The sequence below is a fragment of the Bartonella sp. CM86QHHN genome, from assembly GCF_042194695.1.
Classification (GTDB): Bacteria; Pseudomonadota; Alphaproteobacteria; order Rhizobiales; family Rhizobiaceae; genus Bartonella.
The window spans coordinates 51790-68206 of the sequence record NZ_JBHIND010000052.1; the positions used below are offsets into that span (position 1 = coordinate 51790).

Consider the following 16417-nt stretch of genomic DNA (forward strand, 5'->3'; position numbering starts at 1 on the left):
CAGAATGGTGAGTGTTTTACTGTATTTTAGATTTTATCAAAAGATCTAAAATATTACATTTATTAATTCAAATCATTGATGATAGGGTATTAGGAGAAGTTTTTTATTTATTCAAATTTCTTTGTTAGATATCTAGCATTTTTAATATAGAAATTGTGTACATTAGCTTATACATTAGTGTGCAATTTCTTGTTTTTTTGTTGTAGTTGAAGAGATGATGCGGTTATAGATTTCGTATACTGTATCTTTTTGTTCTGTGTTTTATTAAAACGTTTTAATCGTTTAATCTTAGAAGTCATTCTCATTTTGTTGTATTTTTATTTTTTGGTGGTGAGATAAATTGAATATTATATCTCTTCAAAATTCGCATTTTTTACGTTTTTTTAAGATTGGTTTTTTGGCCTTTTGTAATTACAGTTTCCAGCGGTTTTTGAGATGCATTCTTTAAAGGGATTTTCATCCTAAATGGTATTTTTAAACTTTTTGTTCTTTCTTTACATAAAACACAAAACATATTATTGAATGCTATGATTTTATCATGAAAAATAAAATAATTTTGTTTGTTTTATTCTTGTTGTGTTTAATTTGTGGTTTATTTTTTTGCCAGCATTTTTTGTTTTTGTTGAAAAAAGAAAGTTTTGAAAAACAATGATAATCAAGGTATCTAACAATCACTTGTATTCGTGCGTTTTTACAGCAGCTATTTTTTCTTTTTTGTTAAATATAAATATTGAGGCACATTCTCATTCATATACATCACTGTCATGTGACAAAAACAAATTACCTTATGAATGCAGTGATGGTTCAAAGCATACAATTAGTGATAAAGTATATAAATTCACGGCGCCTGTTAAAGAAACGAATGGGGAGGATTGTTCTCTCATGTTACCTGCTGCTATAGTAGTGCAGGAGCCAAATACAGTTATTCAGGCAACGCGTGTAGAGGTTGAAGGGACTGCGGGTATAGAAGATATTTATGGTGTTTTTGTATCACGAGGGGGAAAAATTGTTTTGAGCGATTCAGCTTTTAAAAATGTATCAATAGGTCTTAAAGCTGATAATGGAATGATTGAGGTTGATCGTGGAACAATTGAGGCTTTTCAGATTGCTGCTTATGCAGAGAAGCGAGGAGCATCTGTTACGTTAACGAATACAAAAATTAAAGTGGAAGGTTTGGGTATCGGTCAAGAGAGTGCTCTTTTCGTTAGTGCTGATGCGGGTATTCAGATGAAAAGTGGATTTATTGATGTGAATGATGCTGCTGCGCTTTATGTGGGGAGAGGGGGGAGTGCGACTTTAGATGGTGTTACCATTGCTTCAAAATATCAAAAAACAGAAGACAAAGAAAATACAAATGAAAAAATTACACATACAGTTTTCAATGTAAAACATCAGGGTTCTGTTTATGTAAAAAATACGAATATTATTTCTACGGATGTTCATGTTTTAACAGTTGGACAAGATTCTAACACGCCATCCAATAACGGCAGGGAAGGAAATATTTTAATTTCGCGGGTTAATATTGAAGATTCAACAATTAAAGCAATAGGTAACAAACATGGTATGTATTTTGAGAGGGATGAGGAAAATGATGCGTATGAACAGGGGCTTGTCTTTTTGAAAAGGACGATTTTTGAGGTTCCAGATGGGACAGCTGTTCATAGTCATAACAGTCGTATTTATATTGGAGTAACAGAAGGTACAAAAATTTTTGGTGACTTATTATTAACAGCTGAAAAAGGGGGAAGTGTAGCGATTTTGGCTAATTCTTCTTCATTGATAGGAGGGACTCGTGTTGCCGATGATTCTATTGCTGAGCTTTATTTAACAGGGGGATCAAAATGGTTTTTGACAAAAAGAAGAGAGATCGATTTGCAAGTTGCAAACCGTACAAGTTCGTCTATTTCATTTGTGAAAGTTTCTGATAGTTTTATTGCTTTTGAGACTCCAATGTTTCAGGAGTATCAGACACTTCATATTGGGAAGGGAGAAAAAGAAGTTTATAGTGCGCAAGATAGGGCAGATATTTATCTCAATACGCATCTCAGTAGTGATGGTTTGCTCGATAATACAAAAACTGATCGGCTTTTAATACATGGTGATGTTTCTGGAAAAACAACAGTTTATGTGCAATTTGTTGCAGGAAATCAGGGTGAGATAGCAACCGGTGAAAATGCTCATAGTATTTCACTTATTCAGGTTTCTGGAAAAGCGGCAGAGGATTCTTTTCAGTTAAATCGTGCTTATATCGCATTAGAGGGTTTGCCTTATCAATATTATCTTCATGCTTATGGTCCAGCTTCTGCTCTTGGAAATGCACAAACTTCTCAAAGATTGGTTGAAGGAGATGGAGATTTTTGGGATTTTCGCCTTGAAAGTAAATATATTCAGCCTGCTTTAGAGGTGTCTGCTATTCCCCCTTCTGAGTTAAAGGTCAGAGAGGTTGTTCCACAAGTTCCGACCTATCTTTTGTTACCAAATGCGTTGTTTCATGTTGGGCTCATGGATATTAGTCATCAACAAAAGCAGTTGCAAGTTAGGCGGTCTATTCCTCGTAAATTATTAAAAGTTGAAGGGAACTTTGCTTTATCTGTCCACGGTTATGGTGGGAGTTATCGTTATGTCTCAGATCTTTCTACACTTAAATATGGGTACGATGGTCATGTTGATTATAACGCTATAAAAACAGATATTTTGCTCAAAACAATAGAGCGTGCATATAGTACGACATCTTTTGGGATTATGGGAACCTATGGAAAGCTTTCCTTACAACCTCATAACGTGGAACAAAGTCAAAAGAGTACATTTAATAAATGGTCATTTACGGCATATGCTAGTGTGAAACATTACACTGATTTTTATATAGATAGTTTTTTATCTTATGGTTTGTTTAAAGGGGATGTGCGTAGCCGTGTTTGGGGTAAGACGGCGACATTAAAAGCAAATCCTTTGAACGTGTCGTTTTCTGCTGGTAAAGTGTCTATGACAGGATATAAAGATCTTATTTTTGATCCGCAACTTCAGCTTATTTATCAACATCTTCAATTTGATAAGTTTCGTGATATTGATGGATTTGATGTTGAGATGAAAAAAATAGATCAATGGTTTATGCGTGTTGGTGGGCGTTTAAGTAAAACATTTACAGCCTCTGAAAAGGATCGTATCATTTCTTTTTATGGAAATATTCATCTTGCTCATTGTTTTGGTAAAGAACAATTTGTTCATTTTAAAGATGTTTTTCAGTTGAGTTCTTTTGGTTCTTCCTTAGAAGTTGGCTTGGGTGTCAATTCACAGTTTTCTTCTAAAGTTACACTTCACAGTGATCTTAGCTATCAGCATAGGTTAACCAAGGCTGGTTTTTCTGGAGTTCGTTTTTCTGGTGGATTGCGCTATCATTTTTAAGCAATCTTTTTAAAAATAATAAATGTGATTTTCGAAGTCTTGTTCTACTATCGGAATTAAAACCATTGTTTGTGCAGAATTTTTTAATAATGGTACCATGTGCTTTAATAAATATGAAAATATCATGTTGATTTATTTTTATCTACTATAGCATTTCTCAAATGTTTTAAAAAATTTGTCCATCTGATAAACAGATTAAAATGAGAAAATCCTACAATATCGGGGTTCTTATTCAATATGAATAAAGATAAATTATCATTATAAATCAATGTTTTGCCATATGATGCTTAAGGTATCATCGAGCCATTTGTGGTAATTGCGTGCTTCTTCGTTTGAGTTATGAACAGAGAAAATAAAACCAGGATATCCACCAAATGCTGGTGGAGGTGGTGAAAGATGATTGGTTTCAAAGAAAATGATAGTTCTGGCGGTTTGAGGATGCTGTGCAACCTTATCGAGACCTAAAAATCCAGAAAACCGTCCATGACCACGAAGAGGAATAATATAATTTGCCGCCACTTTTTCAGCTGGGAGTATATCGGGAAGGTCTAAGTTTTTTTCAGCTAAAGCGGCATTCATACATAGTTTTGCAAATGAAATCCCTGTACCTTGCTCAACAATAAAATGGGAGACACCCGATCCACCTATACGAGCGCCAATCTCAATGATATAAGGTAAATTATGAGCATCTAGGCGTAGCTCTACATGGGCAGCACCTATATTTATACCAAGAGCTTTAACTCCAGAGCATGCAGCCTCACATAAAGCAATAATTAAAGGATCATCTATATCACAGCGTTGACGATAAATTGTTTCTTCAAACCATGGTCCCTCAGGCTGTCCCTTGTCTCCAATGGCCAGAACGTGTACACCTGCTGTATCAACAAAGCATTCTACGACAAACTCTTTTCCTGGCAAATACTGTTCTACTACTAAACCTACAGGTTTATTTTTATCATTAAAACGTGCCATGTCTTTATGCTGAACATTCCATACGGCTTTAATGAGATCAGGAAGTTCGGCGGAATTTTTAGCTAACATTACGCCTGTACTTGCCCATCCAGAGACGGGTTTAATAACGAGTGGATAATCCAAGGCTTGTGTTTGTGATAGGTCTTCTGGATGATCTATATAAAAGAATCCTGGTGTTCTTAAGCCTGCTTTAGCGAAAGCTTGACGCATGAGATATTTATTTCTGGTTAATGCTGCTACTTCTGGTTCAATACTTGGAGTATTGATTTTTTTTGCAGCTAAAGCTGTCCATAGGATGGCTTCTTCGCGAAGGGTCATAACCCCAGAAATATTGCGTTCTTTTGCTTCCGTTGCAAAAGTGTCTAGAGCTGCCTCTGGGTTATCAAAAACAGGAAGTTGCCAAGTTGAAGTTACTGCTGCGGGGTGTTGAGAGGGAACGCTTTCAGCGGTATCATAGATCATTACTAATTCGATATTAGCTGCTTGTGCTGCTTCAAATATAAATGGTAATTTTGCATTGCGCTGGCAAACTAACGCGAGTTTTTTCATTTTGTTTCCTCATTAAATTTGGAGTTTTGAGAATGGCGTTTATGTTGCCATGTAGATACCTTTGATGCATCTATAAATAAGAGTGTCATCCCTATAACAACTACAATCATAGCAATTATTTTGATCATATTGAGAGAAGGGCTCGAGCCGATTATCCATTCACATGCAATCACTGCAAAAGGGGATAATACGCCGATAGTGTTGGCGTATAATACGCCTCCTTCGGCTAAAACTTTTTGATATAATACGTAAACTGGTGCCGAGCAAACAGTTCCTAAAATCAATATTTTAAATATATCTTCTAACTTAAGATAGAAGAGTGGGGCAGGATCAAAAATAAATAATGGCATAAATGATGCTGCAGAAATTGTCGTGATCCAAGCCAGTGAGGTGAGCAAAGGTAGATTTTTAAGATAACGTTTAGACAATAAGCCATAAGCAGAATAAGAAAGTGCTGCTGTTAAGGCAAGCACTACTCCTATCAGGTTATAATATCCACCTTCTCCACTATTTATATTGAATACTACAGCTGCTACACTGACAATTATCACTCCACTAAGCTTCAGCCATGAGAATTTAAGGACATTTGTCAATGCACCTAATATATAAGTAATTCCTGGAATAGTAGCGAGCACCATGGTTAAATCACTGGCTTTGAGCGATTTTAATGCACCAAAGCTGCATACAAAATACAGCGAAAATCCTAACACTGAGAGAATTAAAAAAGAAGGTATCATGGAAAGCAATGGTAGGGATCTGAAAACAGCTTTCTCACGAAATATTGCAATCAGCCATAAGGTGGCAGCGGTGGCAAACAACCTAAGTCCAACCGCATGCATGACGGGTATATTGCTAACCAAATTCTTAGATAATAACCAACTTATGGAAAACAATGCTAGAATGGCAAAAGTAAATAATAATAATCGTCCTTTTATAAAACTCAATGATTTAATCCTCTAATCACTCGCTGTGCATAAGATGATGTTGAAAAATTAAATCGTGACTGTGAAGTTTGCGGCTTACCAAGATTATTTTGGATATAATCTTTAGCTCCTGCCAAATAAGCGTCATCATCTAATGCTTCAAGTGCTTCTATATCTGCTATCATCAATATTATTACTTTTTCAAGACGCTCCAAATCAAATTGAAGATAACCTTGATTTGTTTCAATCAATGCTTTGTTCCGCATCAATATTTCAAAAAGCAAGATCCCTGTACCAGCATCGAATGTCATATGCTGATCAGAATCTTTTGGATAACGAAATATGCGTTCTAATAGGATAAATTCAGTTATTTCTTTCCAAAATTTTGGATGATTTTGTAGCATAATACGCACTGTAATTAAATCAACTTTAGTTTCTTCTAGAAGACCTGTAAACCAATTTAATTTTATATACAGATTTTTATCCAATGGCCGCGGTCCGGTATGATGTGCATAGTCATGATAATAGCCCCACAAACAGCGAGCATCGTAAATGTCTTCTTTAGATAAGTTACGACTATGCAATTGACCGAACAGGAATTTACTATCTCGACCGAGTAAACGTTCAGCTTCCACAATTGTTTGCTTGTTGTAAATATCAAAGAATTTACTGAAAAAAAACAAAGCAAATGCTTGCTTATCAATTTTTTGAGCAGCTGCTACAGATTCTGGGAATAGAACAATGCAATTGCCTTCTAAAAAACCTCTTGATGCTATTCCCATTTTTATACATTGAAATGGTGATACATAATTATTTGTATATTTTGAGGCGTCAGCAAGATAGGCCGTTTCATGACGATATCCTGTAACTAATTCCAGCCGGAATCCTTCTGGATCAGGTCCATTTGTTGCACGCATTGGAGCCAAGAAAAACAAGGGCGCATCTGGTAATGGGGCTTTGAAAGCAGCCAAAGTGTTATCAAATTTAGGAGGGGTCGTTAAACCGCTGATCATCCACTGATGAAGATCATCAGAAGTGGTCGCTAAAAGTTTTGGAGATAATCCGTCAAGAATATTGGCATGGTGGTTCAGCAGAGTGATCAATTCATTGATCATATTATTATCTGCTGAAGTTGGTTCTTTAATGCTCCCATCTCGTTCTTGGCGCATACGGAATTTGTCAACCAAGTTAACAATGGAAAGAAGCGCTTCAGATTTTTTCATGATGAGTTGACTTTAGTGAGTGGAGCAAAAAGGCCATTGGCACTTGTCCAAAATTTTCGACAATACTCAGCCTATAGCGATTTGCCGCAACCGATGTTGTGATACAAGCATCTGCTTTTTCAGCCTTACAAAGAACGGCTGCATCAGCATTGCTGTTGGCAAATACTTTGTCATATTGATGAGCTACCAGAGATTGCGGGGCAGGATGAGACGCTATGGTTTTAATTTCATCAGCGTTATTGCGTTTAGCTAAAACCATAGAGTGAGTAGGCATGATAAAGCTGTCAAATAATTGCATATCACCTAAACGGGTAAATATGAGTGTATGCAAATCAGGGTAAGCAGCACAACTTAAGAGATAAGCATCTTTTTTTTGAGCAAGTTCATTAAATGCTTCTTCAAGAGTTGCGTATTATATAATACGGGATCTCGAGTCAGTGGACAAAATATTTTTATTGTGATTGTCAAGCCACCACTGTGTTGCTGCTGCACAGTTAGTATCTGCAGGGACAAGTGTATAGATAAAAGCATTATTTTCAGATTACATAATCTCTATTCTTTTAATTATGCGACTAAATTTAAATTAGTGTGATATGATAGAGTATATCAAGAACAATGCGTTAAGTAATTTAGTGCTTTATAAAATAATGTATATATGAAAGAAAATTTACAATTATAATTTTGTCTGTTCATTATTCTATCATGCCGTAAAACAGCGTCTTTTAGGGGAGTAATTGAGCAGAAAAATTCTATGCAGGGTATTTATTGGATATGTTAGAGAATTATTGAAATGGTTAAGCGAAGGTGAATGACACGTAAACCGTACTGCTCTATCATTTTTTGGATGAGCAGCGTTTTTGAATCTGTTCATATTGATAATACTATTGTAGGTGAATAATAAGCAAATTGGTAAGGCATGAACATCTTTGCCATAAAACTCAATATGTTTAACTTCTTAATTAAGATAATACTTTTAGAAATTGTTTTACTATTATGATTGTATTAAATATATAAAAGGCAATCATCATTGTCTTGTTTGTAAAAGAAACATGAAATATAACTCTTAAATCAGATTGAGATTGGTAAGATTTTTTTCTTCTTTGGAATCGTTAAGAAGGTCAGATTAAACCTTATTCAAGCTACAGAACCTAAAGAAACAGTCGTTTTTTTTGAAAAGATCAGAGGTAAACAAATATGCGTGAGATTTTGGATCATGTTGATATGCCATTGAATAAGAAGAGTTCTGTTCAAAAGGTTCAAAATCTTTCATTCCAATCACACCCAAAACGGTTTTATAAGCAAGTGAAGATCGCTTGTGAGGAGGGCGGCTTTACGATTTTGTTGGATGAACGTCCTGTAAAAACGCCCGCAAGGCGTCATTTTCATGTGCCAACAGAAGTGTTTGCTGAATATGTTGCTCAGGAATTTGAGAACCAAAAGCACGTTGTTGATCCTGCAAAAATGCCGATGACGCGTTTGGTTAATACTGTTATTGATGGTATCGCTGATGATATGCAGGCGGTTTTTGAAGATTTATTGCGTTTCGTTGCATGTGATATGATCTTTTATCGTGCACAAACACCTAAAGAGTTGGTGCAAAAACAATCTGAGCAATGGGATCCTTTATTAGATTGGGCAGAAAAAAAACTGGGTGCAAGGTTTTATTTGACAGAAGGGCTGATGCATGTGGAACAATCACCAGAAGCACTTCAAGCAGTCAGTAATTATTTACGTAGAGTTGAGTCTGCTTATATGCTTGCTGCACTTCATATGATGACAACATTAACGGGATCTGCTCTCATTGCTCTTGCTGTTGCAGCGGGAAACATTGATGCTGATCATGCTTGGTCTATTGCCTATTTAGATGAAGATTGGATGATGGAGCAATGGGGAACGGATAAAGAAACAATAGCACGCCGTTCTCATAAAAAAGTTGAATTTAAGGCTGCTGCTACAATTGTTACAACTTGTTTATAGGGGAAAATCTTTTATTTACGTGCATTCTTTTCGCTCAGAGTATTTTTGTGACTTTTTGAGGATTGGTTTTTACTTTATCAAGTCCAGGAAATAGTTCATTGGTTATGGTTAAGAGCGCTTCGTCATTACCACGGATAAAATACCATTGGTTATCGTGAAGTAGGGCAATAATTTCAGTTTGAATAGAGCATTTTTTTCCAGCATTTGTTGTGGTTACAAGCTCCACGGGTATAACAAAATAAGGGGTACCATTATCAAGGGTACCTTCACGTTTTTGTTTTTGATCAATGTTGATCGTTTCAATCTTGTAACTTTCTGCCAACCGTTCTATTTGGCTTTTCATGATTTGTAGAAATTGTGATTGATTAAGATTTTTTTGGGCGGTTAAGCGGTTGATGACTTGGGGAGGAATAGCATTTAAGATGGCATTTGCATCGGCATTTTTAAGTGCTTTACTATAAGCAGATGTTGCTTTCTCAAGAGTTGTAAGTTTTTGGTTGGTTATTGTATGTGCTTTAGTTGTTGATGTGATAAAGACAATGCATAAAAGAACGGGAACGAGAAAACAAATTCGCGGCATTAGAAACCTTTGTTAATTCATTTGAAGAGATTCAATACATTATAAAGGAAAAGCGGGCGAGCAAAAAGCCTCTTGCGCTTTTGCATGAGAAGAATATCCACAAAAATGGAGGCTTTTGCCTCCACTTTAAAAATCAAAAGAATACGTATTAATTGTTTAAACAGAATAGTACATATCAAATTCAACAGGATGGGGTGTTGTTTCGTAACGCAAGACTTCTTGCATCTTTACTTGAATGAAGGAATTAATCTGATCATCATCAAAAACGTCGCCAGCTTTAAGAAAGCCACGATCTTTGTCAAGTGCTTCAAGCGCTTCACGCAGGCTTCCTGAAACAGTAGGGATTTCTTTAAGTTCCTTTAAGGGAAGATCATAAAGATCTTTATCCATAGCATGTCCGGGATGAATTTTGTTTTTGATACCGTCAAGACCAGCCATTAAAAGGGCTGCAAATGCCAAATAGGGATTTGCTGTTGGGTCTGGAAAACGAACTTCTACGCGTTTTGAATTTGGTGAGGAGCTCATTGGAATACGGCAAGATGCAGAACGATTACGTGCTGAATAGGCAAGAAGAACAGGAGCTTCATAACCAGGAACCAAACGTTTATAGGAGTTTGTAGATGGGTTGGTAAAAGCATTTATTGCTTTTGCGTGCTTAATAACACCACCGATAAAAAACAGACAGGTTTCTGATAGTCCAGCATATTCATTTCCTGCAAAAATGGGTTTGCCATCTTTCCAAATGGAAATGTGGACATGCATTCCAGAGCCGTTATCACCAAAAACTGGTTTTGGCATGAAGGTTGCTGTTTTCCCATAACTGTTTGCTATTTGATGTACAACATATTTAAAAATTTGCATCTTGTCAGCCTCGCGAACAAGTGTATCAAAACGAATACCCAATTCATGTTGGCCCGCTGCTACTTCGTGATGGTGTTTTTCGACCTGTACACCCATATCTTTGAGTGCTGTGAGCATTTCAGAACGCATATCTTGGCAGGAATCAATCGGCGGAACAGGAAGGTAGCCTCCCTTTATTCGTGGGCGATGCCCTAGATTTCCTGTTTCATATTCCGTATCATCATTAGAGGGAAGTTCACTTGAATCGAGTTTAAACCCTGTGTTGTAAGGGTCCGTTTTATAGCGCACATCATCAAAGATAAAAAACTCTGCTTCTGGACCCACATTGATTGTATCTCCAATGTTTAAAGATTTCATATACACCTCAGCCCTTTTGGCGATAGAACGAGGATCTCTACGATAAAACTCACCAGAGACAGGATCAAGTACATCACAAAATATGACCAAAGTAGATTGAGCAAAAAAAGGATCAATATGTGCTGTTGCTGGATCTGGCATTAAAACCATGTCAGATTCATTAATTGTTTTCCAACCAGCAATTGAAGAACCATCAAACATGACACCATCACTAAAAGTATCCTCGCTGATCTCTGCGATATCCATTGTAATGTGATGCAATTTTCCTCGTGGATCAGTAAAACGTAAATCAACAAAACGGATTTCGTTGTCTGTAATCTGTTTGATAATATCTGATGCGGTTGTCATATTCAATTTCCTTAATATGGCGTTGAGGTGGATAAAAAAGTGAATTTTCCTGTTATTTATTAAAGGGCATCGATACCGGTTTCGTCTGTGCCTATACGAATTGCATCATCAATGGAAAAGACAAATATCTTTCCATCCCCTATATGTTTGGTTTGAGCTGCTTTACGTATTGCATCAACAGTTTGTTCCAGTTTTTCATCGGACACAACAATTTCAATCTTTACTTTAGGTAGAAAGTCAACAACATATTTCGTACCACGATAAAGTTCTGTATGTTCCCTTTGACGACCAAAACCTTTCGCTTCTGTTACTGTAATACCATGTAACCCAATTTTTTGAAGCGCTTCTTTCACTTCATCAAGTTTGAAAGGTTTTATAATGGCTTCAATTTTTTTCATGCTGAAATTATCTCCAACGTTATTTTGTCTTTTTAGACTGCATCACATTATATTGACAACTGTAAGATGTCCAACAGATACTTTGTGCACAAAAAGTCGAAAATAATGACACTCTATGCTCTGTTAGGAGAGTTTCTTTTGTAGAATACAGCCAAATACTGTTTTTTGGGAAAAAAACTTACAATTCTTATACAGAATTCAAATAATATAATAAAAGAGTTTTGTTTCTTTTTTATTAGATAATATCTTGACTTATAAGGATAATTAGACGCTCTCCACATTGAATGAGAAACTCTAATAGCGTAAGATTTTCTCATTTTAGATCTTTTTATCGTCAATCAATCAAAACGATACTTTTATATATCATAAATAGTTATGAGTGTGTGGATAACAACATTTGAAAAAAGAAATAAAATGCTTTTTATGAAAGCTTTCGATAATTAAAGGCTTTACAATATTAGGGAGTAGGGAAGACAAATATTGGAAAAGAGTGTGATGATGCCGATTCATAAATGTAAAGATGGTGGTGTATAATAATGAGTTTATCATTATAGCATTCATAGGAGCCGTTGTGAAATGGGCTTGAGAGCATTGAGAAATGTTTCTTTAAAACAGATGTGGGAATTGGCAACGCAAATATATTCCGTTTGGGGCGTTTTGTTCCTTCGTGAGGAATGTGATCTTCATTAAGGAACGCGATAAATAAAAGTGTGAAGCAATGGCAATCTTCATTATAAGATATTGCTGTGGATGCCTTGGAAAATCATAAAGATAAATTAAAAGGAAATGGAAATATAGAAATTTATTTATACCCTTAAAACTTCATATTCTTCCCAGTTTAGGTTGTCTGGTCGTTTCAGGTATAAACAAAACAGAGAATAAATACGCAATTATGTGCGCGTTCCTATTTGGCAATACGACAACTGAAACAGCTTATAAAGCGCTAAATTGTTTTTAGTCTTTGCTTCAAACGTGTTGCACCACTGGAATTAGGTGTTGGTTTACAGGTAATAATAAAAGTACAGGCTTTGTTAGTATGCTGTATTTTACAATAGAAAGCGTTTCTAAGAATTGGAATTATAGAGAGATGGGCGCAGTAAAACATGTTTTAGAAATTTTCCCGTATAGGAAGCGGGAACCTTAATGATGTCTTCAGGGCGTCCAATTGCAACAATTTCACCACCGCGATCTCCACCTTCTGGTCCTAAATCAATAATCCAGTCGGCTGTCTTTATAACATCAAGGTTATGTTCAATGACTATAACTGTGTTGCCTTGCTCGACTAGTTCGTGAAGCACTTCAAGAAGTTTGGAAATATCATGAAAATGTAAACCTGTTGTCGGTTCATCCAAAATATAGAGTGTACGTCCCGTTGTTTTACGAGAAAGTTCTTTCGCAAGTTTTACACGTTGTGCTTCCCCACCAGAAAGTGTGGTTGCTTGCTGTCCTACTTTTATGTAACCCAATCCTACTTTAATGAGAGTTTCCATTTTATTATGAATAGCGGGAATAGCTTGGAAAAATTCCTCTGCCTTTTCAATTGTCATATCCAAAATATCGGCTATAGACTGTCCTTTGAATTTTATTTCTAGTGTTTCTCGGTTATAGCGTTTTCCTTTACAGACATCGCAAGTAACATAGACATCAGGTAAAAAGTGCATTTCAATTTTGATGACTCCATCACCTTGACACGCTTCGCACCGTCCTCCTTTAACATTAAATGAAAAACGCCCAGCTTTGTAACCGCGGGCTTTTGATTCTGGAAGATCGGCAAACCACTCACGAATCGGTGTAAAAGCACCTGTATAGGTTGCGGGATTAGAGCGTGGGGTGCGTCCAATAGGAGACTGGTTGATATCGATGACTTTATCAAGAAATTCTAATCCTTCAATTTTGTCATAGCAGGCAGGGCTGTGATGAGAGCCCATGATATGATGTGATGCTGCTTTGAAAAGCGTTTCAATAAGAAATGTTGATTTTCCTCCTCCAGAAACACCAGTTATGCATGTGAAGGTTCCAAGAGGAATATTCGCATTGATATTTTTGAGGTTATTGCCTTTGGCGCCGATGACTTTAAGTGTTTTCGTTTTTGATATTTTGCGTCGCTCTGTAGGCATTTTAACAGCCATTTTTCCTGAAAGGTATTGGCCTGTGAGAGAGGCTGAATTTTCTATAATTTCCTGCGGTGTTCCTTGCGCTATGATTTCTCCACCATGAACGCCTGCGGCAGGCCCCATATCGACAACATAGTCTGCTGTGAGAATAGCATCTTCATCATGTTCAACAACAATAACTGTATTGCCAAGATTACGCAAATGGCGCAGCATTTCCAACAGGCGTTCATTATCGCGTTGGTGTAAACCGATAGATGGTTCATCTAAAATATAAAGAACGCCTGTAAGACCAGAACCAATTTGGGATGCCAACCGAATGCGTTGGCTTTCTCCCCCTGAAAGCGTTCCTGAATTTCGAGACAAGGTAAGATATTCCAATCCTACATGATTTAAAAAAGCCAAGCGTTCACGAATTTCTTTTAAAATACGTACGGCGATATTACGTTGTTTTTTTGTGAGATATTGATGAACATTGGCAAACCAATCATCTGCCTTTAGAATAGAAAGATCTGATATTTGCCCAATATGCATTCCGTTTATTTTTACAGCAAGTGCCTCTGGTTTTAAACGATAACCGTGACAAGCTGGGCAGGGCGAAGAAGACATATAACGTTCGATTTCTTCTCGAGACCAAGCAGAATCGGTTTCTTTCCAGCGTCTCTCCATATTAGGGATGATTCCTTCAAAGGGTTGGGTCGTTTTATGCGAACCAGAATTATTTTTATAGATAAAAGAAATTTCATCTCTTTTTGTACCGTAGAGAATAGCCTGTTGTGCTTCATTAGAGAGTTCACACCATTGATCTGTGAGTTTGAAACCGTAAGCTTTTCCTAATGCTTCTAAGGTTTGTTTATAGTAAAGTGAATCTGACTTAGCCCAAGGGGCAATGGCGCCATTCTTGAGGGTAAGATTTTTATTGGGCACAATTTTCAGTGGATCCATTGCTTTTTTTATGCCCAGTCCATCGCAGAGAGGACAGGCGCCAAAAGGATTATTGAACGAAAAAAGGCGTGGTTCAATTTCAGGAATAGAAAAACCCGATACAGGGCAGGAAAACTTTTCTGAAAAAATGAGCCGTTTGTGTGTATCATTTTTTGATTTATGAGCAGATTCCTTTGTTGTTTCTTTTTGTGCTAAGGGTTGGTCTGCCATTTCAGCTATGGCAAGCCCATTTGCTAGCTGTAAACAGGTTTCTATACTATCAGCCAAGCGAGAGGTGATATCCTTCTGTACAACAATGCGGTCTACCACGACATCGATGTCGTGTTTATATTTTTTATCAAGAGGTGGAATATCAGCGATTTCATAGAATTTTCCATCAACTTTAGCGCGTTGAAATCCTCTTTTTAAAAGTTCTGTTAGCTCTTTTTTATATTCTCCCTTTCGTCCTCGCACTAAGGGTGCCATAATAAAAATTCGCGTTCCTTCTGGTAAGGCCATAATTTGATCCACCATTTGGCTTACTGTCTGGCTTTCAATAGGAAGTCCTGTTGCAGGAGAATGAGGAATACCAATACGTGCAAAGAGAAGACGCATGTAATCGTGGATTTCAGTAACGGTACCTACCGTTGAACGAGGGTTGCGACTGGTTGTTTTTTGTTCAATGGAGATAGCTGGAGAGAGACCGTCTATGCGGTCGACATCGGGTTTTTGCATGACTTCCAAAAATTGGCGTGCATAGGCTGAAAGGCTTTCGACATAGCGGCGTTGTCCTTCAGCGTAAATTGTATCAAACGCTAAGGATGATTTCCCTGATCCAGAAAGTCCTGTTATAACAATGAGTTTATCACGAGGCAGATCGAGATCAATATTTTTAAGGTTATGCTCACGTGCACCGCGAATGGAGATATATTTTTGATGAGTCATACTTTATCCTTGGCATATGTGGCAAAAATTGAGCACCTAAAATGGAATAAAACTGTTTTTTTAGAATTATAATGTGTTTAACTGCTTTAATGCAAAAGGAAGGTATAAGTTTTGTGAAAAAAATACAAATGAGCAGCTTTTTATTCTCTCGTGGTGGAATAAACTATGCGTTTTTATCATCTTTTGTTATAATTACACTGAATACAATATTGGTAAAGGATAGCAATACCCATATTGATAGTCAATTGCGACATGTAAATTGAAGGTCAAGATGGTTATAACTGTTATAGAACAGAGTATTTTACAAATTAAAATTTTGGAGTTTATGCGATGGCTGGTAGCCTTAATAAAGTTATTTTGATTGGTAATCTTGGTGCGGATCCTGAAATCCGCCGTTTGAATTCTGGTGATCAAGTGGCAAATCTGCGTATTGCTACTTCAGAAAGTTGGCGCGATCGGAATACAAATGAGCGAAAAGAACGCACTGAGTGGCATAGTATTGTTATTTTTAATGAAAACCTTGTCAAAGTTGCAGAGCAATATTTAAAAAAGGGCAGCAAAATTTATATTGAGGGGCAGTTACAGACACGAAAATGGCAAGATCAAAATGGAAATGACCGTTATACAACAGAGATTGTTTTGCAAAAGTACCGTGGCGAATTACAAATGCTTGATGGGCGGGGAGCTGCGAGCGGGGAGCAAGGAGCAAGTCAAGGGGGGAGTTATAGTGGTGGCTTTGCCGATAGTCACTCAAATCAGAGAAATGCTTTTGGTCAAAATAATAATCAATTGGGAGAAAGTTTTTCACACAAATTAGATGATGACGTCCCTTTTTAAGAGTCTTTAA

11 protein-coding genes are annotated in these 16417 nt (G+C 36.8%); 3 read left to right on the forward strand and 8 right to left on the reverse strand.

All coding sequences use genetic code 11. The features are described 5' to 3' along the window. Positions 1-648 precede the first annotated feature (648 nt). On the forward strand, positions 649-3402 hold the full coding sequence (locus ACFIKX_RS05080) for an autotransporter outer membrane beta-barrel domain-containing protein (RefSeq protein ID WP_375629038.1): 2754 nt from the start codon (positions 649-651) through the stop codon (positions 3400-3402). A 258-nt stretch (positions 3403-3660) separates the two neighbouring features. On the opposite strand, the gene ACFIKX_RS05085 is transcribed toward ACFIKX_RS05080, so the two are convergent. Genes ACFIKX_RS05085 through ACFIKX_RS05100 form a run of 4 tightly spaced genes read right to left on the reverse strand, consistent with a single transcriptional unit; the run spans position 3661 to position 7367 of the window. Then, positions 3661-4923, reverse strand: a complete 1263-nt coding sequence (locus ACFIKX_RS05085; protein ID WP_375613118.1) for an acetyl-CoA carboxylase biotin carboxylase subunit family protein — start codon at positions 4921-4923, stop codon at positions 3661-3663. Further along, positions 4920-5867 carry a DMT family transporter gene (locus ACFIKX_RS05090; protein WP_375613117.1) on the reverse strand — a complete coding sequence of 316 codons (948 nt, stop codon included), beginning with the start codon at positions 5865-5867 and terminating at the stop codon, positions 4920-4922. Before ACFIKX_RS05090 ends, ACFIKX_RS05085 begins: the two co-directional genes overlap by 4 nt. Continuing rightward, on the reverse strand, positions 5864-7069 hold the full coding sequence (locus ACFIKX_RS05095) for a DUF6421 family protein (RefSeq protein ID WP_375629039.1): 1206 nt from the start codon (positions 7067-7069) through the stop codon (positions 5864-5866). Before ACFIKX_RS05095 ends, ACFIKX_RS05090 begins: the two co-directional genes overlap by 4 nt. Beyond that, positions 7056-7367, reverse strand: coding sequence for a prephenate dehydratase domain-containing protein (locus ACFIKX_RS05100; protein WP_375611511.1), 312 nt, complete (start codon positions 7365-7367; stop codon positions 7056-7058). The genes ACFIKX_RS05095 and ACFIKX_RS05100 overlap by 14 nt, the downstream gene beginning before the upstream one ends. 896 nt (positions 7368-8263) lie before the next feature. Here ACFIKX_RS05100 and ACFIKX_RS05105 point away from each other — a divergent pair. Further along, complete coding sequence (locus tag ACFIKX_RS05105; protein WP_375629042.1) at positions 8264-9046, forward strand: ATP12 family chaperone protein; 783 nt, start codon at positions 8264-8266, stop codon at positions 9044-9046. Between the two features lie 34 nt (positions 9047-9080). Here the strand turns inward: ACFIKX_RS05105 and ACFIKX_RS05110 are convergent, their stop codons facing one another. The 4 genes from ACFIKX_RS05110 to uvrA form a co-directional block, all read right to left on the reverse strand. Beyond that, complete coding sequence (locus ACFIKX_RS05110) at positions 9081-9626, reverse strand: hypothetical protein (RefSeq protein WP_375629043.1); 546 nt, start codon at positions 9624-9626, stop codon at positions 9081-9083. A 156-nt stretch (positions 9627-9782) separates the two neighbouring features. Beyond that, positions 9783-11192, reverse strand: a complete 1410-nt coding sequence (glnA, locus tag ACFIKX_RS05115) for a type I glutamate--ammonia ligase (protein WP_375611514.1) — start codon at positions 11190-11192, stop codon at positions 9783-9785. A 59-nt stretch (positions 11193-11251) separates the two neighbouring features. Continuing rightward, positions 11252-11590, reverse strand: a complete 339-nt coding sequence (locus ACFIKX_RS05120) for a P-II family nitrogen regulator (protein ID WP_015856528.1) — start codon at positions 11588-11590, stop codon at positions 11252-11254. Positions 11591-12654: 1064 nt separating this feature from the next. Further along, positions 12655-15570 (reverse strand): excinuclease ABC subunit UvrA, encoded by a 2916-nt coding sequence (uvrA, locus tag ACFIKX_RS05125; protein ID WP_375629045.1) that lies wholly within the window; start codon positions 15568-15570, stop codon positions 12655-12657. 330 nt (positions 15571-15900) lie between these two features. Here uvrA and ssb point away from each other — a divergent pair, with 330 nt between their 5' ends. After that, positions 15901-16407 carry a single-stranded DNA-binding protein gene (ssb, locus tag ACFIKX_RS05130; RefSeq protein ID WP_375611516.1) on the forward strand — a complete coding sequence of 169 codons (507 nt, stop codon included), beginning with the start codon at positions 15901-15903 and terminating at the stop codon, positions 16405-16407. Positions 16408-16417 lie beyond the last annotated feature (10 nt).

Coding starts and splice junctions, on each gene's coding strand:
- ACFIKX_RS05080 (WP_375629038.1), top strand. CDS start 649: ATGATAATCAAGGTATCTAACAATCACTTGTATTCGTGCGTTTTTACA.
- ACFIKX_RS05085 (WP_375613118.1), bottom strand. CDS start 4,923: ATGAAAAAACTCGCGTTAGTTTGCCAGCGCAATGCAAAATTACCATTT.
- ACFIKX_RS05095 (WP_375629039.1), bottom strand. CDS start 7,069: ATGAAAAAATCTGAAGCGCTTCTTTCCATTGTTAACTTGGTTGACAAA.
- ACFIKX_RS05100 (WP_375611511.1), bottom strand. CDS start 7,367: ATGCAATTATTTGACAGCTTTATCATGCCTACTCACTCTATGGTTTTA.
- ACFIKX_RS05105 (WP_375629042.1), top strand. CDS start 8,264: ATGCGTGAGATTTTGGATCATGTTGATATGCCATTGAATAAGAAGAGT.
- ACFIKX_RS05110 (WP_375629043.1), bottom strand. CDS start 9,626: ATGCCGCGAATTTGTTTTCTCGTTCCCGTTCTTTTATGCATTGTCTTT.
- glnA (WP_375611514.1), bottom strand. CDS start 11,192: ATGACAACCGCATCAGATATTATCAAACAGATTACAGACAACGAAATC.
- ACFIKX_RS05120 (WP_015856528.1), bottom strand. CDS start 11,590: ATGAAAAAAATTGAAGCCATTATAAAACCTTTCAAACTTGATGAAGTG.
- uvrA (WP_375629045.1), bottom strand. CDS start 15,570: ATGACTCATCAAAAATATATCTCCATTCGCGGTGCACGTGAGCATAAC.
- ssb (WP_375611516.1), top strand. CDS start 15,901: ATGGCTGGTAGCCTTAATAAAGTTATTTTGATTGGTAATCTTGGTGCG.